The following is a 24,208-nucleotide window of genomic DNA, read 5'->3' as shown; positions in this document are numbered from 1 at the left end:
AGACCACTGCGCCGTGTCCATCCATGCGCGGTGCCAATGTAGGCCCCCGGTTCACCTCACGTACGGGCGGCGCTTCCGGTTCGGACCGGTACGCATCCACGGGTACGCTCGCACCCGTGCCCTCCATGAACGACCTCGTACGCCAGCACACCGCCCTGAGCGACACCGACCTCGAGTGGCTCCACCTGCTGGTCTCGGAGTGGCAGTTGCTCTCCGACCTCTCCTTCGCCGACCTCGTCCTGTGGGTCCCCACCCGCGACGGCACGCGGTACGTCTCCGTCGCGCAGATGCGGCCCAACACCGGCCCGACCTCCTACCAGGACGACATGGTCGGCCACCTGGTCCCGCGCGGCCGCCGCCCCCTCCTGGACGCCGCCCTGGACGAGGGCCGGATCGTGCGCGAGGGCGACCCCGAGTGGCGCGAGGAGGTGCCCGTACGGGTCGAGTCGATCCCCGTACGCAGGGAGGGCCGGGTGCTCGGCGTGATCGCGCGCAACACCAACCTCCTCACCGTGCGCACCCCGTCCCGGCTGGAGCTGACCTACCTCCAGTCCGCGTCGGACCTGGCCCAGATGATCGCCGCCGGGGCCTTCCCCTTCCCGGGCCAGCAGGTGGACATGGACGCGTCCCCGCGCGTCGGCGACGGCCTGGTCCGGCTGGACGCCGACGGGGTCGTGCAGTACGCCAGCCCCAACGGCCTCTCCGCGTACCACCGCCTCGGCCTCGCCTCCGACCTGGTCGGCCAGCACCTCGGCCAGATCACCGCCGAACTCGCCCCGTCCCGGGGCCCGGTGGACGAGGCCCTGGTCAAGATGGCCAGCGGTTACGCCCCCGTGAGTTCGAGGTGGAGTGCGCGGGCGGGGTGATCCAGCTGCGCGCGATCCCGCTCAAGCCCAAGGGTGTCCGCATCGGCTCCCTGGTCCTGCTGCGCGATGTGACGGAACTGCGCCGCCGCGAGCGCGAGTTGATCACCAAGGACGCCACCATCCGGGAGATCCACCACCGGGTGAAGAACAACCTCCAGACGGTCGCCGCCCTGTTGCGCCTCCAGGCCCGCCGGATGGACTCCCCGCAGGGCCGCGAGGCGCTCAACGAGGCGGTGCGGCGCGTCGGTTCGATCGCCATCGTCCACGAGACGCTGTCCCAGAATCTGGACGAGCGGGTGGAGTTCGACGACATCGCGGACCGGGTGATCGCCATGGTCGCGGAGATCTCGCCGGGCAAGGTGACCTGCCGCCGCACGGGACGCTTCGGGATACTCGACGCCGAGGTCGCGACGCCGCTCTCGATGGTCCTCACCGAGGTCCTTCAGAACGCCCTGGAACACGCCTTCTCCGTCGCGGAGTCGGGCACCGTCGAGGTCTCGGCGGTCCGGGGCGGCTCGCCCGCCGAGGGGCGGCTGCTCATCACCGTCCAGGACGACGGCTGCGGTCTGCCCGAGGGGTTCGACCCGCAGAAGGCCGGCAACCTCGGCCTCCAGATCGTCCGCACCCTGGTCGAGGGTGAACTCGGCGGCACCTTCGGCATGGTGCCGGCGCCGGAGCGCGGGACGCAGGTGGTCCTCGACATCCCGGTCCGCAGCGAGAAGTAGCGCGGACCGCCCGAACACACCGAAGAGCCCGGACCGTTGGTGAACGGTCCGGGCTCTTCGGTCAAGCATGCGCTTCGGGGGTACTGCGCGCTGCGACTCGGGGGCGGGGTGGTACGTACGCGCTGTACGCGCCGCCTGGCTCAGGTTCGTAGCGGTGGCGTCGGTCAGGCGCTGGCGTTGCGCGCCCGGTTGCGAGCGGCGCGGCGCTTCATTGCGCGGCGCTCGTCCTCGCTGAGGCCACCCCAGACGCCGGAGTCCTGGCCGGACTCGAGCGCCCACTGCAGGCACTGCTCCATGACGGGGCAGCGACGGCAGACGGCCTTGGCTTCCTCGATCTGCAGCAGCGCAGGACCGGTGTTGCCGATGGGGAAGAACAGCTCCGGGTCTTCCTCACGACAAACGGCGTTGTGACGCCAGTCCATGGCTGCTACCTCTCCTTGGTGTTACGTACTGTGGCTTGTGAATGTGAACGCTTTCACGAATCCCCCCGCAGGTGGAGGCCCGACGCCCAGATGAACTGGTTGTGGTCCTGTGAAGTGAGGAGGGGTTCTGGCTCTCAGTGGAGGCCGTTGTTGCGGGCCGTCCCGATCGCCATGTAGAGATTCGCAAACCTCGGCTGCGGATACAACCCCTTCAGGAAAGTTTTTTTTGATTCCTCGGTGTCGGCTAGGTCACAGCCGTACTTCTAGAGGGTGGAAGCCAGTCCAAACGTTCGAGTTAAAGGACTTTGGTCCCTTCCACTCACACAATCACACGCAGTGCACGGCGTACGCCTGTGAACGTCACACTCGTACGCACCCCGAGGTGGTCACCGTCCATCTGGAAGGGCAGTGGAACCTTTGAATGCAAGGTGAAGTCCGTGAGGTCGTGCCGTGAAACCGCGTGCTTCCCCCGAGGGCCCTTCTCCGGGCTCGACGTGAGCAGCTGGGTGGCGTAGCGGCCGACCGCCGCCGTGGAGAGTTTCCGCAGGCCCAGCACGTCCAGGGCGGTGTCGAAGGACGCCTTCGGGGCCGCGTACACCGGCCGGTTCCCCAGATACGTCCAGGGCGACGTGTTGCAGATTATGGAAAGCGCCAGATCGGTGACCGGCTCCTCGCCGGGCACGTCGAGCGTTATCACGCCCTGTCTCCGGTGCGGCTCCTCCAGGAATTGCCGGAGCACCTGGCGCACGTACAGGGCATGGGTCGAACGTTTGCCGCGCTCCCGTTGCTGTTCGACCCGGCCGACCACCCCGGCGTCGAATCCGAGCCCGGCGCAGAAGGTGAACCAGCGCTCCGGCACGGATTCGTCCTCCGTGCCCGGAGTCCCCGCCGCGAGGCCGAGGCCGACCGTGCGTTCGGTCCGGTTCGCCAGCGCGTCCAGAATGGCGCCGGTCGCCTCGACCGCGTCGTTGGGCAGTCCGAGGGCCCGCGCGAAGACATTGGTGGAGCCGCCGGGCACCACGGCCAGCTTCGGCAGGCGGTCCAGGTCGGGGCCCCGGTGCAGCAGGCCGTTGACGACCTCGTTGACCGTGCCGTCACCGCCGAGCGCCACCACGAGGTCGATGTCGTCACTGTCGGCGGCCCGCCGCCCCAGGTCGCGGGCGTGCCCGCGGTACTCCGTGGAGACGGCCTCCAGCTTCATCTCGCTCGCCAGCGCGTGGATCAGCACGTCACGGGTCCGCGCACTGGTGGTGGTGGCGGCTGGATTGACCACAAGAAGTGCGCGCATGACTGCCAGCCTACCTACCGCGAGATACACCCCCGAAGTCCTGGCAGCAGGGCCTCACGCTCCGTGACGGCACGGGTGTGCGCCGGTGGCGCCCGCCACCCCGGCTTTCCTTTGCCGGGCCCGGGATGCCAACCTGCAAGGGTGAGTACTCAGCAGAACGTGCCCTCGCCCCTGGCCGAGCCCGCGAAGCCGGCCAGGATCACCCTGGTGGCCGCGCTCAGCGGCCTCGAAGGCGCGGCCCTGGTCATCGGCGGGATCTACATGCTGGTGATGGGCCTGCTGGGCAAGCCCGACAGCCCCGAGCAGGCCGAGATGGGCGGGCTGACCGTCATCGCGCTCGGCCTGATCCCGCTCCTCGCCGCCCGCGGGCTGCTGCTGCGCCGCAGCTGGAGCCGGGGCCCCGCGCTCATCACGCAGATCATCGCGCTGCCGGTGGCCTGGACGCTGCTGCGCTCCCACGGCGCGCTGATCCCGGCCGGCATCGTGCTCGCGGCCGTCGCCCTGACCGCGCTCTACCAGCTGGTCAGGCCCGCCACCATCGAGGCCCTCGGCATCCGCAGGCCGGGCGCGGAGCCCGACACGAAGACCGAGGACGCCTGACGGCTCCCCCGTACGCGAAGAGGCCGCCGGGTCGTCCCGGCGGCCTCTTCCGCGTCACCGCGCCCGCTACTCCTCCACGAGCAGCCGCTCGCGCAGCTGTGCCAGCGTGCGGGCCAGCAGCCGCGAGACGTGCATCTGCGAGATGCCGACCTCCTGCGCGATCTGCGACTGGGTCATGTTCCCGAAGAAACGGAGCAGCAGGATCCGCTTCTCCCGCGGCGGCAGGTCCTCCAGGAGCGGCTTCAACGACTCCCGGTACTCGACGCCCTCCAGCGCCTCGTCCTCGGAGCCCAGCGTGTCCGCCACGGCCGGCGACTCGTCGTCCGTGTCCGGCACGTCCAGCGAGAGCGTGCTGTACGCGTTGGCCGACTCCAGGCCCTCCAGGACCTCCTCCTCGGAGATCCCCAGCCGCTCCGCCAGCTCGTGCACCGTGGGCGAACGGCCGTGCAGCTGGGAGAGCTCCGCGGTCGCCGAGGTCAGCGACAGCCGCAGCTCCTGGAGGCGGCGCGGCACCCGCACCGCCCAGCCCTTGTCGCGGAAGTGGCGCTTGATCTCCCCGACGACCGTCGGCGTCGCGTACGTCGAGAACTCGACGCCCCGCTCCGGGTCGAACCGGTCGACGGACTTGATCAGCCCGATCGTGGCGACCTGGGTCAGGTCGTCCAGCGGCTCCCCGCGATTGCGGAAGCGCCGGGCCAGGTGCTCCACCAGCGGCAGGTGCATCCGCACCAGCCGGTTGCGCAGCTCGGCCCGCTCCGGCGAACCGTCGGCGAGCTTGCCCAGCTCGATGAACAACGCCCGCGCCTCGCTGCGGTCGTTTGGATCGTGGTGCCCGTGCTCGCTCATCTGGCCTGCCCGCTCCGCCTGCGACTGCTCCACCGCGACCGTAATGCCGGCGGGCCCGTCAGCCCCGTCCACCGCACGGGGCAGCTCCGCCCCGTCCACCGGATGAGGCAGGGCCTGCTGCTCCGGGATGCCTGCCGCACGCACCACCCCTGGTCGGATCGTCTCGTCCCGCACAGGACCGTCCCCGTTCCCGTTGCTCACGCCGGCCCGGGTCCCGCGCCGCGCTGTTTGTACAGGCTGATGCTGACCGTACGGTCGTCGGCGACCGAGGAGTCGACCTTCCCGGCCAGCGCGGAGAGCACCGTCCAGGCGAAGGTGTCGCGCTCCGGGGCGCGGCCGTCCGTGGTCGGGGCCGCGACCGTCACCTCGAGTGAATCGTCGATGAGACGGAACACGCAGCTCAGGACGGAGCCGGGCACGGCCTGCTGGAGCAGGATCGCGCACGCCTCGTCCACCGCGATGCGAAGGTCCTCGATCTCGTCGAGAGTGAAGTCCAAGCGTGCTGCGAGACCGGCCGTGGCCGTGCGCAGCACCGACAGGTAGGCACCCGCAGCGGGCAGCCGGACCTCTACGAAGTCCTGATTCCCGGGCTCGCCTGCGATCTGGGACACCCTCACCTCCAAGGTGGCACAAACTCATTCGAGGTTCCGGGAGAACGCCCGGAGCCATGCGGTACGTCTTCGGTTCTTCGGTCCGGCGACGCTATCGCGATCCATGATGCCGTGTCGCCGGAACCCCCTCCGGCGGCTGTCACTCATGGTAGGTCCATGAGTACGCACAGTGCCTAGGGGTCTGCGTCGCTCAATTACGAACAACGCGCGCCGGTTTGACGTACCCGGACGTCAGACGATCGAACCGTCGACAAAGCACCAACGCCACTTCTCGCCCGGTTCGAAGCTCCGCATGACCGGATGGCCGGTCTGCTCGAAGTGCCCCGTCGCGTGCCGTCCGGGCGAGGAGTCGCAGCAGCCGACATGGCCGCAGCTCAGACACAGCCGCAGCTGCACGGGGTGGGTGCCGGCCGCCAGGCACTCGGGACAGGTTTCACCGAGGGGCGCGGGTTCGGGGCGCGGCAGGTCCGGTACGTGCGGGCAACCACTCATGATGGCCAGGTTACGACGGATGCGAGGATCATGAGATGGACGCATTGCCCCTGGTGGCGCTGGTCGCGGGCAGCGCCGCGACGGCGGGCCTCGCACGCCGCACCCCGGTGCCGGCCCCGCTTCTCCTGGTCGCCGTCGGCCTGATCGCCTCGTACGTGCCGGGGGTGCCGTCGTACACCCTGGACGCGCACATCGTGCTCCCCCTGCTGCTGCCGCCCCTGCTGTACACGGCCGCCGTGGACAGCTCCTACCTGGACCTGCGGGCCAATCTGCGGCCCGTGGCGCTGCTCTCGGTGGGCTACGTGCTGTTCGCGACGGTCGCGGTGGGGTGGCTGGCCTATCTGCTGGTGCCCGATCTGCCGCTGACCGCCGCGCTGGTGCTCGGCGCCGTGATCGCCCCGCCGGACGCGGTCACCGCCGCCGCCATCGCCCGCCGGGTGGGGCTGCCCGCGCGTGTCACGACGATCCTCCAGGGCGAGTCCCTGGTGAACGACGCCACCGCGATCACCGCGTACAAGGTGGCGCTGGCCGCCGCCGTCGGGGAGGGCATCAGCTGGGGCGGCGGGGCGCGGGAATTCCTGCTGGCCTCGGTCGGGGGTGTCGGGGTCGGCCTGCTGCTCATGGTCCCGCTGCACTGGCTGCGCACCCACCTCAGGGAGCCGCTGCTCCAGAACACCCTGTCGCTCCTCATCCCGTTCGTGGCGTACGCGGCGGCCGAGCGCGTGCACGCCTCGGGGGTGCTGGCCGTGGTCGTCGTCGCGCTGTACCTGGGCCACCGGTCCTGGCAGGTCGACTTCGCCACCCGGCTCCAGGAGGCCGCCGTCTGGAAGATGGTCGCCTTCGTCCTGGAGTCGGCCGTGTTCGCGCTGATCGGCCTCCAGCTGCCGTTCGTCCTCAAGGGGCTCGGCACGTACTCCGTGGCGGACGCCTTCGGATACGCGGTGCTGGTCTTCCTGGCCGTGGTGGTGGTCCGCTTCGTCTGGGTCTACCCGGCTACCTATCTGCCCCGGTGGCTGTCGCGGCGGATCAGGGAGCGGGAGCCCGGCACCGACTGGACCTCGCCGCTCATCGTCGGCTGGGCCGGGATGCGCGGGGTCGTCTCGCTCGCCATCGCCTTCTCCGTCCCGCTCGTCACCGCCGACGGCGCGGCCTTCCCGGCCCGCAACCTGGTGCTGTTCCTGACGTTCACCACCGTCATCGGCACGCTGGTGGTGCAGGGGCTCACCCTGCCGCTCCTGGTGCGCGTACTGAAGCTCCCGGGCCGGGACCGGCAGGCCGACACCCTGGCCGAGGCGCAGGCCCAGAACGAGGCGTCCACGGCCGCCGAGGCCCGCCTGGACGAGCTGCTGACCGACGAGCGCAACCGGCTGCCCGAGCCCCTGGCGGACCGCCTCCGGACCGTTCTGGAGCGCCGCCGCAACGCCGTGTGGGAACGCCTTGGCGCGGCCAACCCGGTCACCGGCGAGTCGGCGGACGAGACCTACCGGCGGCTGGCCGGCGAGATGATCGAGACCGAGCGGGAGGTCTTCGTCCGGCTGCGGGACGAGCGCAGGATCGACGACGAGATGATGCGGACCCTGCTGCGCCGCCTGGACCTGGAGGAGGCGGCGGCCTACCGGGAGGAGGACTGAGCCTCCTCGTCCGGTCGGCCGGTGATCACCGCAGCGACGGTGGTCCCGGCGGGGAAGGCGCCCTCCTCGGCCAGCGCGGTGAGCGCGTACAGCATTTTGGCCACATACAGTCGCTCCACGGGCAGCCCGTGCCGGTCCTCGAAATCCTTTGCGAACGCGTGCAGCTCAAGTGTCGTACGGGCGTAGCCGCCGAAGTGGAACCGCTCGTCCAGCCACCAGTCGCCCGCCGGACCGCCGAACGCCCGGCGCTGGAGTCCCCGCACCGCCTCGCCCAGGAAGCCGCCGCGCAGGACCGGGACGCCGAGTGCGCGCTGCCCCGGCGCGAGTCCGGCGGCGAGCCCGGCCAGGGTGCCGCCGGTGCCGCAGGCCACCGCCGCCACGTCGGCCACGCCCCGCAGTTCGCGCCCGAGTCCGGCGCAGCCCCGGGCCGCGAGGGCGTTGCTGCCGCCCTCCGGGACGACCTCGCAGTCCCCGTACAGCTCCAGCAGCCCGGCCAGGACCGCCGGGTCGGTCTTGGCGCGGTAGGTCGCCCGGTCCACGAAGTGCAGCCGCATGCCGTCGGCGGCGCACCGGGCGAGCGAGGGGTTGAGGGGGCGGTCGGCCAGCTCGTCACCGCGTACGACCCCGATGGTGCGGAATCCGAGGAGGCGGCCGGCGGCGGCGGTGGCCCGCAGATGGTTGGAGTACGCGCCGCCGAAGGTGAGCACGGGGCGCCCGGCGGCGGCCGCCAGATTGGGCGCGAGTTTCCGCCATTTGTTGCCCGGCAGATCCGGGTGGATCAGGTCGTCGCGCTTGAGGAGCAGCGTCACCCCGTGCCGGGCGAAGCGCTCGTCGTCGGCCGGCTGCACGGGCGAGGGCAGCAGCGGGCGCAGCCGGGACTCGGGGGACGGGGCGGACATGTGCTCCATTGTGGCGGCGGTCGCCGCCCGCCGGTCACTTGAGGCGGTCGTGGACGCGTTCGCGCAGGTCGCCCATCGAGAAGCCCTTCGGGTCCACCTTGCCGGGCTGCCACTCGCGGTGGCCGATGACCGACCGGGCGGTCCAGCCGTGGTGGCGGCAGATGGCCGCCGCGACCTTCTCGATCGCTTCGAGCTGGGCGTCGGGCCAGGGGTCCTTGCCGTCGCCGAGGTTCTCGCACTCGAAGCCGTAGAAGTGCCGGTTTCCGTCGGTGTTGGCCTCGTTGTCGTGGGGAAGGCGCTTCTTCTCCGCGACGACCGCGCGCAGGACGTCGTCGTCGCCCATGCCCGCGTGGTTGGTCCTGCCGTAGCCGACCAGATGGACCCGGCCGTCCTTGGCGATGACGCCGTGGCACAGCGGGCCCGGCAGGTCGGGGTGGCCGTCGCGGCACATCTTCACGGTGGCGTCGGTCCCCTTGGTGACGGAGTGGTGGATCATCACCCCGTTGACCGGGCCCCAGGGCCCTTGTGGTTGCGGTTGCGGCTGCGCCAGTCGCCGACCTCGACGACGGTGAGCCCTTCCTTCTTGAGGGCGGCGAGAAAAGCGCTCGCGGACATGGGTGAGGACATGACCGGCTCCTTTTGTGCGTATAGGAGCGGTTCTACCCGGCCGGAAGGGCCCCGACCGGCCGCGGGACGACGGCGGGGCCCTGTTCGGATCGTGTGCGAGCCGATCCGGCCATGACCTGGCTCAGGAGGCGAGCCACAGGTCGGGGCCGAACACCTCGTAGTGGATGTCGGAGGCCGGGACGCCCTTGGCGAGCAGCTGGGTGCGGACCGCGCGCATGAAGGGCAGCGGGCCGCAGAGGTAGGCGTGCGTGCCCGGGAGGACGGTGAGGCCGCTCAGGTCCACGAGCCCGGTGCGGTCGGCGGGGTGGCCGTCCGCCGGGTTCTCGTACCAGAAGTGGGCGGCGGCGCCGGGCAGTTTGGCCGTGAGCGCGGTGTGGTCGGTGCGCAGCGCGTGGTCGGCGGGGGAGCGGTCGCCGTGCACGACGGTGACCGGGGCGCGGTGCTCCGACTCCGCGAGGTGCTCCAGCATCGACAGGATCGGGGTGCAGCCGATGCCCGCGGACGCGAGCAGCAGCGGGGCCTCGTCGGACTTCAGTACGAGGTCGCCGTACGGGGCCGAGACCCGGAGCCGGTCACCGGCGCGCACCTCGGCGTGCAGGTGGCGGGAGACCTCGCCGTCCGGGGCGTCGTTGCCGTGCACCCGCTTGACCGTGATGGAGCGGAGCGCCGAGCCGGGCCCGCCGGAGAGGCTGTACTGGCGGATCTGACGGGCGCCGTCCGGGAGTTCGACCTGTACGGAGACGTACTGGCCGGGGCGGAAGGCGGGGGCCGGCGAGCCGTCGGCGGGGCGGATGCGGAACCGGGCGACGTCGTCGGTCTCCTCGGTGCGCGAGACGACCTCCCACGCGCGCCAGACGTCGCCGGCGACGACGCCCTGCTCCGCGTACAGCCGCTCCTCGATGGCGATCAGGGCGTTGGCCATCAGCCAGTAGACCTCGTCCCAGGCGGCGGCGACCTCGGGGGTGACCGCGTCGCCCAGGACCTCGGCTATCGCGGCGAAGAGGTGGGTGTGGACGACGTCGTACTGGGCCGGGGTGACCCCCAGCGAGGCGTGCTTGTGCGCGATCCGGCTCAGCATCACGTCGGGGCGGGTGTCGGGCCGCTCGACCAGCTGGGTCGCGAAGGCGGCGATGGAGCCGGCGAGCGCCTGGCGCTGGGCGCCGGACGCCTGGTTGCCCCGGTTGAACAGGTCGCGCAGGAGCTCCGGGTGGGCGGCGAACAGCTTGCGGTAGAAGAGGTCGGTGATGTCCCCGATGGCCGCGCCGACGGCGGGCAGGGTGGCGCGGACGGTGGCGGTGGACGACTCGGAGAGCATCGGTGACTCCTCGGATATTGAATTGGCATCTGAGATGCGCATTTAACGGCAGTGTAGGCACCGGGCCGGGGGCCCGGTGCGGCGGGGGTCAGTCCCGGGGCGGTGGACCGGCGCCGAGGCCGATCAGCAGGGGACCGGTGGGCGCGGCGGTCAACTCCGCGACGGTGAGCGGGTCCAGGGCGGCGTAGAAGGCTTCCTGTGCCTCGCGCAGGGCGCCGCGCAGTCGGCAGGCCGCGCGCAGCGGACACGGGGTGGCGCCCTCGCAGTCGACCACGTCGCCGGGCTCCTCCAGCTCGCGGACGAGGGCGCCGACCGAAGCGTTCCGGCCCGCCTCGGTGAGGGCGAGCCCGCCGCCCCGGCCCCGTCGCGCCTCGACCAGGCCGAGGTGCTGGAGACGGGCCACGACCTTCGCGGTGTGCGAGTACGGCACCTGCATGACCGCCGCCACCTCGCGGGTGGTCGGCGGCTCCTCGTGCTTCACGACGGCGAGGCGCATGAGAACGCGCAGCGCGACGTCGGTGAACTTGGTCAGCCGCATGGCGGCCAGATTAGGTAAGTGGCATTCCGGATGCAAATTAAAGCCGGTGGTGGGCATGGCGGAGGGGTCGCGTGGGCATCGCGCAGCGTTGTGCCCCGCCCAAAGCCCGATTAGTCACACTCTTTTGTGTAATGGCGTGCCCCGTCCTCGTGCTGGAAGTGTTCTTCCCGCAGGTCAGCCGATAGATCGAGAGGACGACAGATGTCCGTTGGTGAAGAGGTTCAGAACGCGCAGGTGCCGCCGCAGCAGAGTCTCGGCACGGCGGCCGCGCGGAACCTCGCGACGACCACCAAGTCCGCTCCGCAGATGCAGGAGATCACCTCCCGGTGGCTGCTGAAGATGCTGCCGTGGGTCCAGGTGCAGGGCGGCACGTACCGGGTGAACCGCCGGCTGAGCTACTCGGTCGGGGACGGCCGGGTCACGTTCGTGCAGACCGGGGACCGGGTGACGGTCATCCCCGCCGAGCTGGGGGAGCTTCCGGCGCTGAGGGACTTCGGGGACGAGGAGGCGCTCGCCGAGCTGGCCCGGAGGTGCGAGCAGCGCGAGATCCCCGCCGGGCAGCTCCTGGCCACGGCGGGCGAGGCGGCGGACCGGGTGTACCTGCTGGCGCACGGCAAGGTCGAGAAGGTCGGCACCGGCCCGTACGGGGACGAGACGGTGCTCGGGGTCCATGCGGACGGGGCCTATTTCGGGGACCACTCCCTCATCGAGGGCGACGCCGTCTGGGAGTACACGGCCCGCGCCGTCACCGCGTGCACGGTGCTCACGCTCCGGCGGGCGGACGTGCTGAACCTCGCCGAACGCTCGGATTCGCTGCGCAGCCATCTCGCCGGTCTGCTCTCCGTCCCGCAGCAGCGCACCAACAAGTACGGCGAGGCGGAGATCGACCTCTCCGCGGGCCACGTCGGCGAGGCCGTCGTCCCGCACACCTACGTGGACTACGACGCCGCGCCCCGCGAGTACGAACTGAGCGTCGCCCAGACCGTCCTGAAGGTCCACAGCCGCGTCGCGGACCTCTACAACCAGCCGATGAACCAGACCGAGCAGCAGTTGCGGCTCACGGTCGAGGCGCTGCGCGAGCGCCAGGAGCACGAGCTCATCAACAACCGCGAGTTCGGCCTCCTCAACAACTGCGACTACGGCCAGCGGCTCCAGCCGCACGACGGGGTGCCGAGCCCCGACGACATGGACGAACTGCTCTCGCGCCGACGCGGATCAAAGCTCTTCCTCGCCCACCCGCGCGCCATCGCCGCCTTCGGCCGCGAGTGCAACAAGCGCGGTCTCGTCCCGGAGAGCGTGGACATCGGCGGGCACCACGTACCGGCCTGGCGCGGCGTCCCGATCTTCCCCTGCAACAAGATCCCGGTCAGCGACGCCCGCACCACGTCGATCATCTGCATGAGGACCGGCGAGGCCGAGCAGGGCGTCATCGGCCTCCAGCAGACGGGCATCCCGGACGAGATCGAGCCCAGCCTCTCGGTCCGCTTCATGGGCATCGACGAGCAGGCGATCATCTCCTACCTCGTGACCGCCTACTACTCCGCGGCGGTCCTCGTCCCGGACGCCCTCGGTGTCCTGGAGAACGTCGAGGTCAGCCGCTGGCGGTGAGCCACCGGGCCCGGACCCTTTCGCGGTCCGGGCCCCCCGGCCGCCCGCGCACCCAGCAACCACCCACGTCCCCGGCCCCGCCGCGCCAGCGGCCGGGGCGGGGCGGCAACGACAGGGGTGACCGATTGACCATGACCCGAACAGACGCCGCGACCGAGGGCAACGAGGCCGCGGCGCTCCTTGAGTACACCCGGGCCCTCGTGGACCCGCACCTGCGGGCGGCGGTCGCCTCCCTGCCCGGCTCGATCCGGCGGGTCGCGATGTACCACTTCGGCTGGCAGAACGCCGACGGCAGCCCGGCGGCGGGCGGCGCGGGCAAGGCGATCAGACCGGCGCTCGTCCTGGCGGCCACCCGCGCCCTGGGCGGCGACCCCGAACAGGCCGTCCGGGCCGCCGTCGCCGTCGAACTCGTCCACAACTTCACCCTGCTCCACGACGACGTCATCGACGAGGACCACACCCGCCGCCACCGGGCCACCGCCTGGACGGTGTTCGGCGTCCCGGACGCCGTCATCGCCGGCGACGCGATGCTGGCCCTCGCCCAGCGGCTGCTCGCCGAGGACGGCAGAGCGATGTCGCCCGGCGCTTCGGCCCGGCTCTCCACCTGCGTGATCGAGCTGTGCGCGGGCCAGCAGGCCGACTGCGCCTTCGAGGACCGCGACCCGGACCAGGTGTCGCTGGACGAGTGCCTGACCATGGCGACGGCGAAGACCGGCGCGCTGCTCGGCTGCGCCTGCGCCCTGGGCGCGCTCTACGCGGGCGCCGACGACCGGGCCGTCCGGGCCATGGACGGCTTCGGCCGGGAGGCGGGGCTCGCCTTCCAGCTGATCGACGACCTGATCGGCATCTGGGGCGACCCGGCCCAGACCGGGAAGCCGGTGGGCGCGGATCTCAGCGCCCACAAGAAGTCCCTGCCCGTGGTGGCCGCGCTCACCGCGGGCGGCCCGGCGGCGGCGGAGCTGGCCGAGCTGTACCGGGGCGCGATGAACACCCGCGCCGAGGTGGGCCGGGCGGCGGAGGCGGTGGACCGGGCGGGCGGCCGGGACTGGGCCCAGAGCTGCGCCGCGGACCGCATGGCGCGGGCCGTGCACCACCTGTCCAGGGCGGTCCCGGACCTCTCGGCGGCGGGCGATCTGCTGGCCCTGGCCGAGTTCGTCACCCGCCGGAAGCACTGACGGACCGACGCCCGGAAGGAGGTGTGGAAGGGCGGCGCCGGCCAAGCGGAGGGCGGCAGGGGCGGTGTCGGAGGCAGGGGCTACAGTCCCTGCTCATGACAGATGAGTCGTGGGCAGGGTGGTACCGGGACCGGCAGGGATCGGACGCCGTCATCCTCACCACCGACGGGCAGCAACTCCGCCTCCGCGTACGGGGCGTGGACTTCGAGGGCGGCAGCTTCGACGGCCTGCGCCCGGTGGCGGCCGGACCGGCGGAGCAGGGGCTGTTCGCGCTGACGGACGGCGTGCTGGGCGACTGCGTCCTGGAGTGGGACCTGCCGTTCCCCGTCGTGGCCGAGGGGGTGGAACGGCAGGCGACCCTGAGCTGCCTGCTCTCGCTGCGCAGGCCCGACCCCTATCTGTATCTGGAACTCCGGTTCGGCGGGGCGGCCTTCGGCTCGCAGCGGGCCGAGAGCGACTTCGGGTCCGCGCTGGCGACGATCCAGCGGGAGCTGCCGCCCGGGGTCCGCCTGCGGACCTGCATAGCCTGCGCGTTCTCCGACTACTACCCGGCCCCGGACCCGGCGCCCGGCCCCGGTCTCTCCGGCGGGCTCGCCTGCTTCCGGGGTGCCAAGGAGGCGTACCGGGGCACGGCCGGCGAGCAGGACGTGCTCGGGCTGTGGGAGCGGCGGACCGGCTTCGTCCAGGAGGTCTGGAGCTGCCGGGAGTTCGAGCCCCGGCCGACGGAGGGCGCCGGCACGGGCCACCGGGGAGCGTTCCCGCTCGAAACGGCCTGACCGTCCGGGCGCCGCGCCGCCCGCGTACCCCTCGGTCATCGCCGACCCGTCATTGCGGCCACCTTCATTGTTCTACTAGCATGCGAACAAGGGAGGTTTTGATGAACCTGAAATCCGTCGGCCGCGTGGTGCTCACCGCCCTGCCGTTCCTGCTCGCGCTCGCCGTCGACCTGCTGCTCTACGCCACCCGCCGCGACCGGCTGCCCGCCCAGCTGGCCAGCCACTTCGTGGGCAACGGCCGGGTGGACGACTACGCCGGCCGGACCTCGTACCTGGTCGCCACCACACTCGTCCTGCTCGGGGTCGGCCTCCTGTGGGCGCTGATGGCGGGGTTCGGGAAGTTCGCCGGCAGGGCGCACCGCATGCTGGTCGGCTTCGGGTACGCCTTCGCCGCCTTCCTCGGCTACCTGATGGGGGCGGTCCTCCTCATCAACGTGGACGCGGTCGAGGACGCGCAGGGCCGGGGGCAGGACGTCCACTTCCCCATGTGGCACATCGCCGCGGCCCTCGGGGCGGGCGTCGTCGCCTTCGGGATCGGGTACCTCGCGGCGCTGCTGACGCCGGTCCCCGAACCGGCCGCGGGCGACCGGCCCGAGGAAGACGGCGCGCGCATCGCGCTGGGCGCCGGGGAGGTCGCCGGGTGGGCCCGCGGCGCCGGGTCCTGGTGGCTGCCGCTCACCGCGCTGCTGGTCCTCGGCACCGGCGTCACCATGCTGTTCACCGCCGGCTGGCCCCTGGCCCTGCCGGCCCTCGTCATCGGCGTGCTGCTGACGACCTTCGCCCGCCCGTACGTCACCGTGGACCGGCGCGGCCTCACCGTCTCCGGGCTGCTGCCCTGGCCGCGCATCCGGGTCCCGCTGGACCGGATAGAGGCCGCGGCCAGCCGCGACATCAGCCCGTTCACCGAGTACGGCGGCTGGGGGTACCGCATCCGGCCCGGGCGCAGCGGTGTCATGATCCGGTCGGGGGAGGGCATCGTGGCCCGGCTGTCGAACGGCCGCGACTTCGCGGTGACCGTGGACGATTCGGCGACCGGCGCCGCGCTCCTCAACACCCTCATCGACCAGCGCCGAACGGACCACTGACCATGCTCTTCCGGGTCGACCCCACCTCCACCGTGCCACTCGGCGACCAGATCGCCGCCTGTGTGCGGCGCGCCGTGGCGGACGGCGCGGCAGCCCCCGGCGAACGGCTGCCCGCCGCCCGCGTCCTGGCCGAATCGCTCGGCGTCAACGTGCACACGGTGCTGCGGGGCTACCAGCGGCTGCGCGAGGAGGGCCTGATCGAGCTGCGCCGGGGCCGGGGCGCGGCCATCGCGGACGGCGCCTCCCCGCACCGCGCCCGGCTCCTCGAACGGGTCCGCGAGACCGTCGGCGAGGCCAGGGGCCTGGGCCTCACCGTGGACGAACTGCTGACCCTGGTCCGTACCGAATACGGCACCGGCTGAACGCACGGCGACAGGCCGCCCCGTCCTGCGGGGCGGCCCATCGGCGCGAGGGCGCGCGGGACCGGTCAGGAACCGGCGTTGGCCAGAGCGGCCGCGAAGCCGTTCTGCCAGAGGTAGTTCACCTGGTTGCGCTCATTGGCGTCCGGATACGGGTTGGTGCAGGACGGGCCGGGACCGCCGCCGGACATCAGCTCGCTGCACGGGCCCGAGTAGTGGTCCGGCAGGCCGAGTACGTGCCCGGTCTCGTGGGTGGTGACCCGGGTCGAGTCGTACTGCTGGTTCTGGGCGTAGTCCAGGAAGATGTAGCCGTTGCCGTGCCCGTCGGTGCTGGCGTACGAGCCGCTGGGGTCGTTGCCCTCGTAGTACGAGAAGTCGGCGTTCGAGCCCTCCTGGAGCCGGACGTTGGAGACCGAGCTGTTCCAGATCGACGCGCTGTTGGCTATCTGGGTGCGGAAGCTCGGGGCGTTCGCGGTGCTGTAGACGATGGTGACGGACTGGACGCCCGGGTTGGCGGCCCGCTTCTCGGCCACCGACTTCGCGACCGCCTCGAAGAACGCCTTGTTGGCGGCGGCGCTCTCGTGCGAGTCGGAGGGGCCGGTGAACGCGACGTGGGGGGCCGAGGCGGAGGCGTCCGGAGCGGCGACGGCGGGGGCGGTGCCGAACGCGGCGGCGAGCGAGAGGCCGAGTCCGAGCACGGCCGACATGACGGTCCTGGGGTGTCTCATGTGGGGGGTCTCCTACCAGTTACCTGTCAGAGGAACCCGTCCGATGATCGGACTCGGACGGGGGCGGTACGGAGAGAGTGTCGGGGAAGCGGAGCCCGCGCGGATGATGTCAGCCGGTGATAACGCCGCCCTATCGCCCTTGTGTGCACATCTCGTGCACGTCTGCGGACCACATGCCCAACCCCCGCTGAATTGCTCGCTTTTGACAGGGTTACGGCCCATGGTGCGCCCGGACGGCCCGCCCTAATCTCGGCCCCATGGAGCTTGAGGTGAGACACCTCAGGGCGCTCTGCGCCATCGCCGACAGCGGCAGCCTGCACCGGGCGGCCCGCACCCTGGGCGTGAGCCAGCCCGCGCTCACCACCCAGCTGCGCCGGATCGAGAACGCGCTCGGCGCCGAACTCTTCAGCCGCGAACGCACCGGCTGCCGTCCCACCCTCCTCGGCCGCGCCGTCCTCAGCCGCGCCCGCCCCCTCGTCGACGGCATGAGCGCCCTGGTCAGCGACGCGAAGGCGGAGGCCGCGAGCACCGATGGGCCCCGACTGCGCATCGGCTGCACCGCCAGCCGGGTCATCGGCGGCTGGCTGCGCCGCCTGCGGCTGAGGCTGCCCGGGACCGACATCTCGCTCCGGGTCGACGTCTCCGCGCGCGCCCTGCTCCGCGCGGTCGAGGCCGGCCGGCTCGACGTCGCCTTCGTGCACGAGGTGGAGGGCTGCCCGCTCGCCGTCCCGGACGGGCTGGAGCAGCGGGTCCTGGTGGACCGCGAACCGCAGTTCGTCTCCATGGCCCGCGACCACCCGGCCGCCGCGCTGCCCGTGGTCGACCTGGCGGACCTGGCCGCCGACCGGTGGATGGTCGACCCCACGGTGGACGGCGAATGGGACGGGCTGCGCCGGATGTTCAGCGAAGCGGGGCTGGCCCCCGTCGTGCTGCACGGCGACTACCTCACCGCCGCCTCCCTCGTCGTCCTCGGCGAGGCGGTCGCCCCCTGCCAGCCGACCTCGGGCCCCCGCGACGACATGGCGATCCGCCCGCTGCGCGACGACCCGCTCGCGGTCCGGCTGCTCCTGGTCTCCCGGCCCGGCGCGGACACGACCGAGGTCTACGCGGAACTGGAGGCCGCCTACCGGGACGCGGCGCGACGGGTGGCCGGATACCACCAGTGGCTGCTGCGCCACCGCAGCCCGCTGGCCCACTCCTGAGGCCGGAGGCCCGACCCGGGAGTTCCCGATTCCGGGCGATTCAGCCGAGAGCGTGGGCCGTTCCGGACCGGACCGCGACAGGGCAGAGTCGGGTGCATGAGGCTTCTGATGCTGGGCGGTACGCAGTTCGTCGGCCGGGCCGTGACCGAGTCCGCCCTCGCGCGCGGGTGCGAGGTCACGGTCTTCCACCGGGGCCACCACGCGCCCCCGCCCGGTACCGCCGAGATCATCGGTGACCGCACCGCCGACAACGGCCTGGCCGCGCTCGCCGCCGCCGACGGCCCCGACTGGGACCTGGTGGTGGACACCTGGAGCGGCGCGCCCTCAGCCGTGCGCGACGCGGCCCGCCTGCTCTCCACCCGGGCCGCCCGCTACACGTACGTATCCAGCCGTTCCGTCTACGACTACCCGGCCCCGGCGGGCCTCACCGAGGACGGCCCCGTGGTGGCGGGCGCCTCGCCGGACGCCGATGACGACCAGGCGTACGCCCTGGCCAAGCGCGGCGGCGAACTGGCCGCCCAGGACGCCTTCGGAGACCGCTCCCTCCTCGCCCGGGCGGGCCTGATCCTCGGCCCCTGGGAGAACATCGGCCGGCTGCCCTGGTGGCTGAACCGGATCGCCCGCGGCGGCCCGGTCCTGGCCCCCGGCACCCCGGACACGGACATCCAGTACATCGACGTCCGCGACCTCGCGGAGTGGGTGCTCGACGCGGCGGAGCGCGGGCTGCACGGCCCGTACAACCTGGTCAGCAGGCCGGGCCACACCACCATGGGCGGACTGCTCGACGCCTGTGTGCGCGCCACCGGCTCGGACGCCGAACTCCGCTGGACCCCGGCGGAGAAGATCCTCGCGGCAGGCGTCGAGCCCTGGACCGACCTGCCGGTGTGGCTGGCGCCGGGGGAGCTGTACGACACCCTCCACCAGGGCGATGTCGGCCTCGCCCACGCGGCGGGTCTGCGCTGCCGCCCGGTCGAGGAGACCGTCGCGGACACCTGGACCTGGCTCCGCGAGATCGGCGGTATGGCTCCCCAGCGCCCCGACCGCCCCACCGTGGGCCTCGCCCCGGAGACGGAGGCGAAGCTGCTGGCGGGCTGAGGGGCGGGCCGCCGCGCCGACGCGGCAAGGGGTTATCCACAGGCTCCGCCTCAGGGTCCGTCGCGGAGTTAGCCTCGGGCCATGGCCGAACTGCTGCACCTCACCGAAGGACCGCTCTGGGAGGCGGCGCGCGGGATCGGGACGTACGAGATGTCCACCCGCGGTCGCACCCTGCACGAAGAGGGCTTCATCCACTGCTCGCTGCCCCACCAGCTCCCCGGTGTGGCCGAGTTGCTGTACGGCGCGGAGAGCCGGGCCGGAGCCGCCGACCAGGAGCTGGTGGTCCTCGTCATCGACCCCGCACGGCTCACCGCGCCCCTGCGGTACGAGGCGGCGGCGCCCGGCGGCGAGGAGTTCCCGCACATCTACGGGCCGCTTCCCGTCGACGCGGTCGTCGAGGTGCGCCCCTGGCCGTCCGAGGAGGACACCCCCGCATGAGCCCCGACCCCGCCCCCGGGACCGTCACCAGCGGCCCGCCCACCGCCGTCACCGGGGCGAGCGGCGCGCTCGGCGGCCGCGTCGCCGCCCGGCTGGCCCGGGCCGGTGTCCCCGTCCGGCTGCTCGGCCGCGACCCGTCCCGGCTGCCCGCCCTCCCCGGCGCCGACCTCGCGCCCCCCGCCCCCTACGGCGACGGCGAGGCCATGCGGCGCGCCCTGGCCGGGGCGCACACCCTGTTCCTCGTCTCGGCGCACGAGAGCCCCGACCGGGTCCGGGAGCACACGACGGCGGTGGACGCCGCGGTCGCGGCCGGCGTCGAACGCATCGTGTATGTCTCCTTCCTGGGCGCCGCTCCCGACGCCACCTTCACCTTCGCCCGGGACCACTGGCACACCGAGGCGCACATCCGGACCGCCGACGTCCGGTACACCTTCCTGCGCGACAGCTGGTATCTCGCCGGGCTCCCCGCCATGACCGGCGCCGACGGCGTGCTGCACGGCCCCGCCGGGGACGGCCGGGTCGCCGCCGTCGCCCACGAGGACATCGCCGACGCCGCGACCGCCGTGCTCCTCGCGGACACCGACACGACCGGCCCCTCGCACGACGGCCGCACCTACGACCTGACCGGGCCCGTGGCGTTCACGCTCGCCGAGGCGGCGGAGGAGCTGAGCCGGGTCACCGGACGCACCGTCACCTATGTGCCGGAGACCCGCGAGGAGGCGTACGCCTCACGGGCGGGATACGGGGCCCAGGGATGGGAGGTGGCCGGCTGGGTCACCTCGTACGAGGCCATCGCGGCCGGGGAGATGGCCACCGTCTCGGACGCCGTCCCGACCCTGACCGGCCGCCCCGCCATGGACCTGGCCGGCTATCTGCGCGCACACCCCGACAGCTACCGCCACCTCCTGCGACAGGGCTGACCGGCATGCGCACCGAGACCCCGTGGGGCGTCTGGGACCCGCCGCCGCTCGCCGAGGCCGTCCGCCTCCTCGCCCCGCTGCGCGCCCCGTGGTGGATCGCCGGTGGTTACGCGGTCGAGCTGGCGGTGGGCCGCGCCTACCGGGAGCACGGGGACATCGACGTGCTCCTGTTGCGCCGCGACCAGTCGGAGGCGCAGCGGGTGCTGTCCGGCTGGGAGTGGTGGGCCGCCGATCCGCCCGGCACGCTGCGGCCCTGGCGGCCCGGCGAGATCCTGCCCGCCGGTGTCCACGACATCTGGTGCCGGCCGGGGCCGGACGAGCCGTGGCGGTTGCAGTTCATGCTGGACGGCACGGAGGGCGGGGACTGGGTGTTCCGCCGCGACCCCCGGGTCCGCCTGCCGCTGGAGCGGCTGGGCCGGGTCTCCCCGGACGGCGTTCCGTACCTCGCGCCCGAGATCCAGCTCCTCTACAAGTCCAAGTCCCGCAGGCCCAAGGACGAGCGGGACTTCGAGGCGGCGCTGCCGGTCCTGGACGACCACGCACGCGCCTGGCTGGCCGAGACGATCGCGCTGGCGGAGGGCCCGGACCACCCGTGGGCGGTCCGGCTGCGGGCGGCCCTCGCGGAGTGAGGGCCGCCACCCCCTCCGTAACGCACCCCGCCCTCACCTCATGTACGCCCCCGCCTTCGCCGCCAGGACCGCCGCGTCGGCGGCGCGGTCGGCGGCGGCCTCGTCCAGCGGGTCGCCGCTGGCCAGCAGGCGGTAGTAGAGCGGCGCGGAGACCGCGCGTACGACCTCGTCCGGGTCCGTGCCGGACGGCAGTTCGCCCCGCTCGACGGCCTCGGTGACACAGCCGGCCCACTCCTCGACCCGGATCGCGTAGAAGCGGTGCAGCGCCTGGGCCGTACGCGGATCGCAGGTCGCCGCCGCGATGACCGAGCGGAACAGTGCGCCCTGGCGCTCATCGGTGAGCGTCTTCAGCACCAGCCGCGCGTTCGCCCTGAGGTCGCCCTCCAGCGAGCCGGTCCGCGCGCGCGGCGACGACTGCTCGGCCATGTCGTCCAGCAGGTCCGCGATCAGACCGGTGGGCGAGGACCAGCGCCGGTAGACGGTCGTCTTGCCCACCTCCGCGCGGCGCGCCACATCGGCGAGGTCGAGGCGGTCGAAGCCGTGCTCGGCCAGCGCGTCGCCCGCCGCGCGCAGGACGGCCTCCCGCACCCGGGCGGTCCGTCCGCCGGGCCGGACGGTGCCCGGTTCCACGCTCTCGGATGCCATAACGGGTCTCCAGTTCCATTAACGAGCATTCCTCTGCTACGGTCACTCCATCTTAACGGAACCACGGAACCGTTTAGCTTCCGCTGTTCAGCTTCCGCCGTTCAGCTTCCGTCCGAGGAGGGACGACCATGTCCGCGCCCAGCAGCACCCCGTCACGCCCCGCACCCACCGCCTCCGTACCGCCGCCGACCGCCCGAATGACCGGGCGCCAGAAGCTCGTCCTGGCGCTGCTCCTCGGCGCCCAGTTCATGATCGCCGTGGACTTCTCGATCCTGAACGTCGCGCTGCCCGTCGTCGGGGAAGGACTCGGCTTCGCACTCCAGGACCTCCAGTGGATCGCCACCGCGTTCGCCCTCGCCGCCGCCGGTTTCACGCTGCTGTTCGGGCGCGTCGCCGACCTCGTCGGCCGTAAGCGCCTGTTCATCGCGGGCATGGCGGTCCTGGGCCTCTCCTCGCTGCTGGGCGGCCTGGCCACCTCGCCGGAGGTCCTGCTCACCGCCCGCGTGCTCCAGGGCCTGGCCACCGCCGCCGTCACGCCCGCCGGGCTCGCCCTGCTGACCACCGCGTTCAAGGAGGGCCCGCTGCGCGAACGCGCCCTCGGCCTCAACGGAGCGCTCATGTCCGCCGGGTTCACCGCCGGCGCGATCCTCGGCGGGCTCCTCACCGACCTGCTCTCCTGGCGCTGGGCCTTCCTGGTCAACGTCCCGGTCGCCGCACTCGTCGTCGCCCTGGCCCCGGCCGTCATCGCCGACTCCCGCCCGGCCGAGCGCCCCCGCCTCGACGTCCCCGGCGCCGCCGCCGTCACCGGCGGACTACTGCTCCTCGTCTACGGGCTGACCCAGGCCGGCGCGACCGGCTGGACCACCCCCGCCACCCTCGTAGCGCTCCTCGCCGGGCTCGCCCTGCTCGTCGCCTTCTGGTTCGTGGAGAAGCGGGCGAAGGCGCCGCTCGTCCCCGTACGCATCCTCAAGCGCCGCAGCGTCATCTGGGGCAACGCCACCGGGCTCGTCGCCTTCGTCACCGAGACGTCCCTGGTCTTCCTGCTGACGCTCTACCTCCAGGAGGTCCTGGGCTACACCCCGCTCGCGACCGGTCTCGCCTTCGGCGTCCTGGGCATCGGCACCGTGATCGGCGGCACCCTCGGCGGCCGGGCCGTGGGCCGCTTCGGCAACCGCAGGACCATCGTCGCCGGGGGAGTCGTCCAGGCGCTCGCCACGCTCTCGCTGGTCGCGCTCGGGACCTCGGGCGCCTGGATCTGGCTGCTGCTGGCCGCCACCTTCGTCGGGGGCGTCGGCAACATGCTGATGATCGTCGGCTTCATGGTCACGGCGACCTCGGGCCTCCCTGACGAGGAACAGGGCCTCGCGACCGGCCTCGCCACGATGACCCAGCAGGTCGGCATCACCCTCGGCATCCCGGTCATGAGCGCCATCGCGACCGCCCGGATGACCGCGCTCGGCGACACCGGCCCGTCCGGCGTCCTGTCCGGGGTCTCGGTCGCCGTCCTGGTCAACTCGGCGCTGGTCCTGGCCGGAGCGCTGCTCGCCGGTACGTTCCTGCGGACGCGCCGCGAGAGTTGAGCGTACGGCTAGAGCGTCAGCCAGCCACGCACAGCCGCCTGTACGCCGGCCTGGAAGCGGGTCTCCGCCTTCAGCTCCTGCATCAGGCGGCTGATGCGTCGGCGGACCGTGTGGACGTGCACCTCCAGGCGGCGGGCTATCGCCTCGTCCTTCAGGCCGGAGGAGAGCATCGTCAGCAGCTCCCGGTCCTCGTCCGTGACCTGGCCGTTGTCGACCGAGCCGATCGGGACCGCCCGCTCCCACACCGCCTCGAACAGCGGCACCAGCGCGTTGCTCAGCAGGGCGTCGCTGACCACCAGGGCGGTGGCGGTCGGGTCGGCCGCGTCGGTCGGCGGCAGCAGCGTCATCCGGCGGTCGACGGTGATCAGCTTCGTCGGCAGGTCCATGCCGAGCCGGATCTGCACCCCCTGCGCGGCCAGCTCGTTCAGCCCGCGCGCCCGCCCCTGGAAGCTCAGCCCCTCGCGGTCCACCACGGCCCGCACCCGCACCCCGCGCCGGACCGGCTCGGCCATGTTGATCGGCTCGGGCATGCCGTTCGGCTCGCTCGCGGCGTACGGGGGGCGGTCCAGGAGGGCCACCTCCTCGGTCGCGGACACCACCAGCGAGGTGACCCGCTCGGCGATCGCCCTCCGCCCCCGCAGCGTCTCGATCCCGAGGGCGCGCGGGGTGTGCGTGGCGGACATGAGCTGCGCCGCGATCCGGTCCACCGAGCCGGTCAGCTCCTCCAACTCCGCCTCGCGCCGCAGCAGTTCCGCCTGGTGCAGATGGATGAGGTTGCGCAGCGCGGTGGCCGGGGCGTCCGGGACCGGTAGCCCGGAGCCGCGGGCGGGGCGGGTGAAGCCGCGTTCGTCGAGGCGGTCGAGGGCGTTGCGGAGCTGCCGGGGCGAGAGGCCGACGCTCTGGGCGAGGGCCGTCCGGGTGCGGTCGCCGGGGCTGTTCAGCAGCGCCTCGTACACCCGGAGTTCGTCCGCACCGAGCCCGAGGGCCTGCCACTGTTCGTCCAGGTCAGCCCATTTCACCTGCCCGATCTTCGTCGCTGCGCGCAGGCCACACAAGTGTGCACGTACAGAAGTCTGCAGGTGGAACGCATTGTTCACATCCCGCTCCG

24 protein-coding genes and 2 pseudogenes are annotated in these 24,208 nt (G+C 72.5%); 14 read left to right on the top strand and 12 right to left on the bottom strand.

What is annotated here, in order from left to right; translation table 11 throughout:
• Positions 1-125 precede the first annotated feature (125 nt).
• Positions 126-1,591 (top strand): annotated as a pseudogene (locus tag NEH16_RS10240) (sensor histidine kinase).
• 164 nt (positions 1,592-1,755) lie between these two features.
• Here NEH16_RS10240 and NEH16_RS10235 read toward each other — a convergent pair.
• Together NEH16_RS10235 and NEH16_RS10230 are read right to left on the bottom strand one after the other, a co-directional pair.
• On the bottom strand, positions 1,756-2,013 hold the full coding sequence (locus NEH16_RS10235) for a WhiB family transcriptional regulator (protein WP_003953983.1): 258 nt from the start codon (positions 2,011-2,013) through the stop codon (positions 1,756-1,758).
• Positions 2,014-2,332: 319 nt separating this feature from the next.
• Positions 2,333-3,301, bottom strand: coding sequence for a diacylglycerol/lipid kinase family protein (locus NEH16_RS10230; RefSeq protein WP_265541287.1), 969 nt, complete (start codon positions 3,299-3,301; stop codon positions 2,333-2,335).
• Positions 3,302-3,508: 207 nt separating this feature from the next.
• Between NEH16_RS10230 and NEH16_RS10225 the strand changes: the two genes are divergently transcribed.
• Entirely contained in the window at positions 3,509-3,901 is a 393-nt protein-coding gene (locus tag NEH16_RS10225) for a hypothetical protein (RefSeq protein WP_073964860.1), read from the top strand.
• A 66-nt stretch (positions 3,902-3,967) separates the two neighbouring features.
• On the opposite strand, the gene NEH16_RS10220 is transcribed toward NEH16_RS10225, so the two are convergent.
• The 3 genes from NEH16_RS10220 to NEH16_RS10210 form a co-directional block, all read right to left on the bottom strand.
• Positions 3,968-4,948: an RNA polymerase sigma factor SigF gene (locus tag NEH16_RS10220; protein ID WP_374215668.1), complete on the bottom strand. Its 981-nt coding sequence runs from the start codon at positions 4,946-4,948 to the stop codon at positions 3,968-3,970.
• Entirely contained in the window at positions 4,945-5,358 is a 414-nt protein-coding gene (locus NEH16_RS10215) for an anti-sigma regulatory factor (protein WP_018105584.1), read from the bottom strand. Before NEH16_RS10215 ends, NEH16_RS10220 begins: the two co-directional genes overlap by 4 nt.
• Before the next feature lie 231 nt (positions 5,359-5,589).
• Positions 5,590-5,850, bottom strand: a complete 261-nt coding sequence (locus NEH16_RS10210; RefSeq protein WP_073964030.1) for a UBP-type zinc finger domain-containing protein — start codon at positions 5,848-5,850, stop codon at positions 5,590-5,592.
• A 35-nt stretch (positions 5,851-5,885) separates the two neighbouring features.
• Here NEH16_RS10210 and NEH16_RS10205 point away from each other — a divergent pair, with 35 nt between their 5' ends.
• Complete coding sequence (locus NEH16_RS10205; RefSeq protein ID WP_265541276.1) at positions 5,886-7,481, top strand: Na+/H+ antiporter; 1,596 nt, start codon at positions 5,886-5,888, stop codon at positions 7,479-7,481.
• Here NEH16_RS10205 and NEH16_RS10200 read toward each other — a convergent pair.
• The 4 genes and pseudogenes from NEH16_RS10200 to NEH16_RS10185 form a co-directional block, all read right to left on the bottom strand.
• On the bottom strand, positions 7,463-8,380 hold the full coding sequence (locus NEH16_RS10200) for a 1-aminocyclopropane-1-carboxylate deaminase/D-cysteine desulfhydrase (protein WP_265541274.1): 918 nt from the start codon (positions 8,378-8,380) through the stop codon (positions 7,463-7,465). The two genes, NEH16_RS10205 and NEH16_RS10200, sit on opposite strands and share 19 nt — an antisense overlap.
• Before the next feature lie 34 nt (positions 8,381-8,414).
• Positions 8,415-9,007: pseudogene (locus tag NEH16_RS10195) on the bottom strand (N-acetylmuramoyl-L-alanine amidase).
• Between the two features lie 121 nt (positions 9,008-9,128).
• Entirely contained in the window at positions 9,129-10,322 is a 1,194-nt protein-coding gene (locus NEH16_RS10190; RefSeq protein ID WP_265547128.1) for a globin domain-containing protein, read from the bottom strand.
• 88 nt (positions 10,323-10,410) lie between these two features.
• Positions 10,411-10,860, bottom strand: coding sequence for an RrF2 family transcriptional regulator (locus tag NEH16_RS10185; RefSeq protein ID WP_265541272.1), 450 nt, complete (start codon positions 10,858-10,860; stop codon positions 10,411-10,413).
• Between the two features lie 201 nt (positions 10,861-11,061).
• Between NEH16_RS10185 and NEH16_RS10180 the strand changes: the two genes are divergently transcribed.
• The 5 genes from NEH16_RS10180 (at position 11,062) to NEH16_RS10160 (ending at position 15,866) form a co-directional block, all read left to right on the top strand.
• Positions 11,062-12,468, top strand: a complete 1,407-nt coding sequence (locus NEH16_RS10180) for a family 2B encapsulin nanocompartment shell protein (protein ID WP_073964024.1) — start codon at positions 11,062-11,064, stop codon at positions 12,466-12,468.
• 131 nt (positions 12,469-12,599) lie between these two features.
• Positions 12,600-13,643, top strand: a complete 1,044-nt coding sequence (locus NEH16_RS10175) for a family 2 encapsulin nanocompartment cargo protein polyprenyl transferase (protein ID WP_265541269.1) — start codon at positions 12,600-12,602, stop codon at positions 13,641-13,643.
• Positions 13,644-13,738: 95 nt separating this feature from the next.
• Entirely contained in the window at positions 13,739-14,419 is a 681-nt protein-coding gene (locus NEH16_RS10170) for a DUF6304 family protein (protein ID WP_265541267.1), read from the top strand.
• Positions 14,420-14,520: 101 nt separating this feature from the next.
• A complete protein-coding gene (locus tag NEH16_RS10165; protein ID WP_265541265.1) occupies positions 14,521-15,504 on the top strand; it encodes a DUF1648 domain-containing protein in 984 nt (327 codons plus the stop codon).
• A 2-nt stretch (positions 15,505-15,506) separates the two neighbouring features.
• Positions 15,507-15,866, top strand: coding sequence for a GntR family transcriptional regulator (locus tag NEH16_RS10160; protein WP_265541263.1), 360 nt, complete (start codon positions 15,507-15,509; stop codon positions 15,864-15,866).
• A gap of 65 nt (positions 15,867-15,931) precedes the next feature.
• On the opposite strand, the gene snpA is transcribed toward NEH16_RS10160, so the two are convergent.
• Complete coding sequence (snpA, locus tag NEH16_RS10155; protein ID WP_265541262.1) at positions 15,932-16,591, bottom strand: snapalysin; 660 nt, start codon at positions 16,589-16,591, stop codon at positions 15,932-15,934.
• A 257-nt stretch (positions 16,592-16,848) separates the two neighbouring features.
• On the opposite strand from snpA, the gene NEH16_RS10150 reads away from it, so the two are divergent.
• From NEH16_RS10150 to NEH16_RS10130, 5 genes are all read left to right on the top strand, one after another.
• On the top strand, positions 16,849-17,793 hold the full coding sequence (locus NEH16_RS10150) for a LysR family transcriptional regulator (RefSeq protein WP_265541261.1): 945 nt from the start codon (positions 16,849-16,851) through the stop codon (positions 17,791-17,793).
• A gap of 108 nt (positions 17,794-17,901) precedes the next feature.
• Positions 17,902-18,888, top strand: a complete 987-nt coding sequence (locus tag NEH16_RS10145; RefSeq protein ID WP_265547127.1) for an NAD-dependent epimerase/dehydratase family protein — start codon at positions 17,902-17,904, stop codon at positions 18,886-18,888.
• A gap of 81 nt (positions 18,889-18,969) precedes the next feature.
• The gene (locus tag NEH16_RS10140; protein ID WP_265541260.1) at positions 18,970-19,326 is read left to right on the top strand and encodes a DUF952 domain-containing protein; all 357 of its coding nucleotides are present in this window, start codon (positions 18,970-18,972) and stop codon (positions 19,324-19,326) included.
• Positions 19,323-20,246, top strand: a complete 924-nt coding sequence (locus NEH16_RS10135) for an SDR family oxidoreductase (RefSeq protein ID WP_265541258.1) — start codon at positions 19,323-19,325, stop codon at positions 20,244-20,246. The genes NEH16_RS10140 and NEH16_RS10135 overlap by 4 nt, the downstream gene beginning before the upstream one ends.
• Positions 20,247-20,251: 5 nt before the next feature.
• Positions 20,252-20,875, top strand: a complete 624-nt coding sequence (locus tag NEH16_RS10130) for a nucleotidyltransferase domain-containing protein (protein WP_265541256.1) — start codon at positions 20,252-20,254, stop codon at positions 20,873-20,875.
• A 33-nt stretch (positions 20,876-20,908) separates the two neighbouring features.
• On the opposite strand, the gene NEH16_RS10125 is transcribed toward NEH16_RS10130, so the two are convergent.
• On the bottom strand, positions 20,909-21,520 hold the full coding sequence (locus NEH16_RS10125; RefSeq protein WP_073964013.1) for a TetR/AcrR family transcriptional regulator: 612 nt from the start codon (positions 21,518-21,520) through the stop codon (positions 20,909-20,911).
• Between the two features lie 128 nt (positions 21,521-21,648).
• Here NEH16_RS10125 and NEH16_RS10120 point away from each other — a divergent pair, with 128 nt between their 5' ends.
• Positions 21,649-23,100, top strand: coding sequence for an MFS transporter (locus tag NEH16_RS10120; RefSeq protein ID WP_073964012.1), 1,452 nt, complete (start codon positions 21,649-21,651; stop codon positions 23,098-23,100).
• Positions 23,101-23,108: 8 nt separating this feature from the next.
• Here the strand turns inward: NEH16_RS10120 and NEH16_RS10115 are convergent, their stop codons facing one another.
• Positions 23,109-24,119 carry a helix-turn-helix transcriptional regulator gene (locus NEH16_RS10115; RefSeq protein ID WP_265541251.1) on the bottom strand — a complete coding sequence of 337 codons (1,011 nt, stop codon included), beginning with the start codon at positions 24,117-24,119 and terminating at the stop codon, positions 23,109-23,111.
• Positions 24,120-24,208 lie beyond the last annotated feature (89 nt).

The sequence above is a fragment of the Streptomyces drozdowiczii genome, assembly GCF_026167665.1.
Classification (GTDB): Bacteria; Actinomycetota; Actinomycetes; order Streptomycetales; family Streptomycetaceae; genus Streptomyces; species Streptomyces drozdowiczii_A.
The sequence above is the reverse complement of the archived record's forward strand: the minus strand, read 5'-3'. Positions and strand labels throughout refer to the sequence as shown.

What these genes read in the sequence shown, in the direction of transcription:
- NEH16_RS10150 (WP_265541261.1), top strand. Translation starts at nt 16,849, where the DNA reads ATGGAGCTTGAGGTGAGACACCTCAGGGCGCTCTGCGCCATCGCCGAC.
- NEH16_RS10185 (WP_265541272.1), bottom strand. Translation starts at nt 10,860, where the DNA reads ATGCGGCTGACCAAGTTCACCGACGTCGCGCTGCGCGTTCTCATGCGC.
- NEH16_RS10120 (WP_073964012.1), top strand. Translation starts at nt 21,649, where the DNA reads ATGTCCGCGCCCAGCAGCACCCCGTCACGCCCCGCACCCACCGCCTCC.
- NEH16_RS10175 (WP_265541269.1), top strand. Translation starts at nt 12,600, where the DNA reads ATGACCCGAACAGACGCCGCGACCGAGGGCAACGAGGCCGCGGCGCTC.
- NEH16_RS10145 (WP_265547127.1), top strand. Translation starts at nt 17,902, where the DNA reads ATGCTGGGCGGTACGCAGTTCGTCGGCCGGGCCGTGACCGAGTCCGCC.
- NEH16_RS10135 (WP_265541258.1), top strand. Translation starts at nt 19,323, where the DNA reads ATGAGCCCCGACCCCGCCCCCGGGACCGTCACCAGCGGCCCGCCCACC.
- snpA (WP_265541262.1), bottom strand. Translation starts at nt 16,591, where the DNA reads ATGAGACACCCCAGGACCGTCATGTCGGCCGTGCTCGGACTCGGCCTC.
- NEH16_RS10205 (WP_265541276.1), top strand. Translation starts at nt 5,886, where the DNA reads ATGGACGCATTGCCCCTGGTGGCGCTGGTCGCGGGCAGCGCCGCGACG.
- NEH16_RS10190 (WP_265547128.1), bottom strand. Translation starts at nt 10,322, where the DNA reads ATGCTCTCCGAGTCGTCCACCGCCACCGTCCGCGCCACCCTGCCCGCC.
- NEH16_RS10230 (WP_265541287.1), bottom strand. Translation starts at nt 3,301, where the DNA reads ATGCGCGCACTTCTTGTGGTCAATCCAGCCGCCACCACCACCAGTGCG.
- NEH16_RS10160 (WP_265541263.1), top strand. Translation starts at nt 15,507, where the DNA reads ATGCTCTTCCGGGTCGACCCCACCTCCACCGTGCCACTCGGCGACCAG.
- NEH16_RS10210 (WP_073964030.1), bottom strand. Translation starts at nt 5,850, where the DNA reads ATGAGTGGTTGCCCGCACGTACCGGACCTGCCGCGCCCCGAACCCGCG.
- NEH16_RS10125 (WP_073964013.1), bottom strand. Translation starts at nt 21,520, where the DNA reads ATGGCATCCGAGAGCGTGGAACCGGGCACCGTCCGGCCCGGCGGACGG.
- NEH16_RS10165 (WP_265541265.1), top strand. Translation starts at nt 14,521, where the DNA reads ATGAACCTGAAATCCGTCGGCCGCGTGGTGCTCACCGCCCTGCCGTTC.
- NEH16_RS10170 (WP_265541267.1), top strand. Translation starts at nt 13,739, where the DNA reads ATGACAGATGAGTCGTGGGCAGGGTGGTACCGGGACCGGCAGGGATCG.
- NEH16_RS10130 (WP_265541256.1), top strand. Translation starts at nt 20,252, where the DNA reads ATGCGCACCGAGACCCCGTGGGGCGTCTGGGACCCGCCGCCGCTCGCC.
- NEH16_RS10180 (WP_073964024.1), top strand. Translation starts at nt 11,062, where the DNA reads ATGTCCGTTGGTGAAGAGGTTCAGAACGCGCAGGTGCCGCCGCAGCAG.
- NEH16_RS10140 (WP_265541260.1), top strand. Translation starts at nt 18,970, where the DNA reads ATGGCCGAACTGCTGCACCTCACCGAAGGACCGCTCTGGGAGGCGGCG.
- NEH16_RS10200 (WP_265541274.1), bottom strand. Translation starts at nt 8,380, where the DNA reads ATGTCCGCCCCGTCCCCCGAGTCCCGGCTGCGCCCGCTGCTGCCCTCG.
- NEH16_RS10235 (WP_003953983.1), bottom strand. Translation starts at nt 2,013, where the DNA reads ATGGACTGGCGTCACAACGCCGTTTGTCGTGAGGAAGACCCGGAGCTG.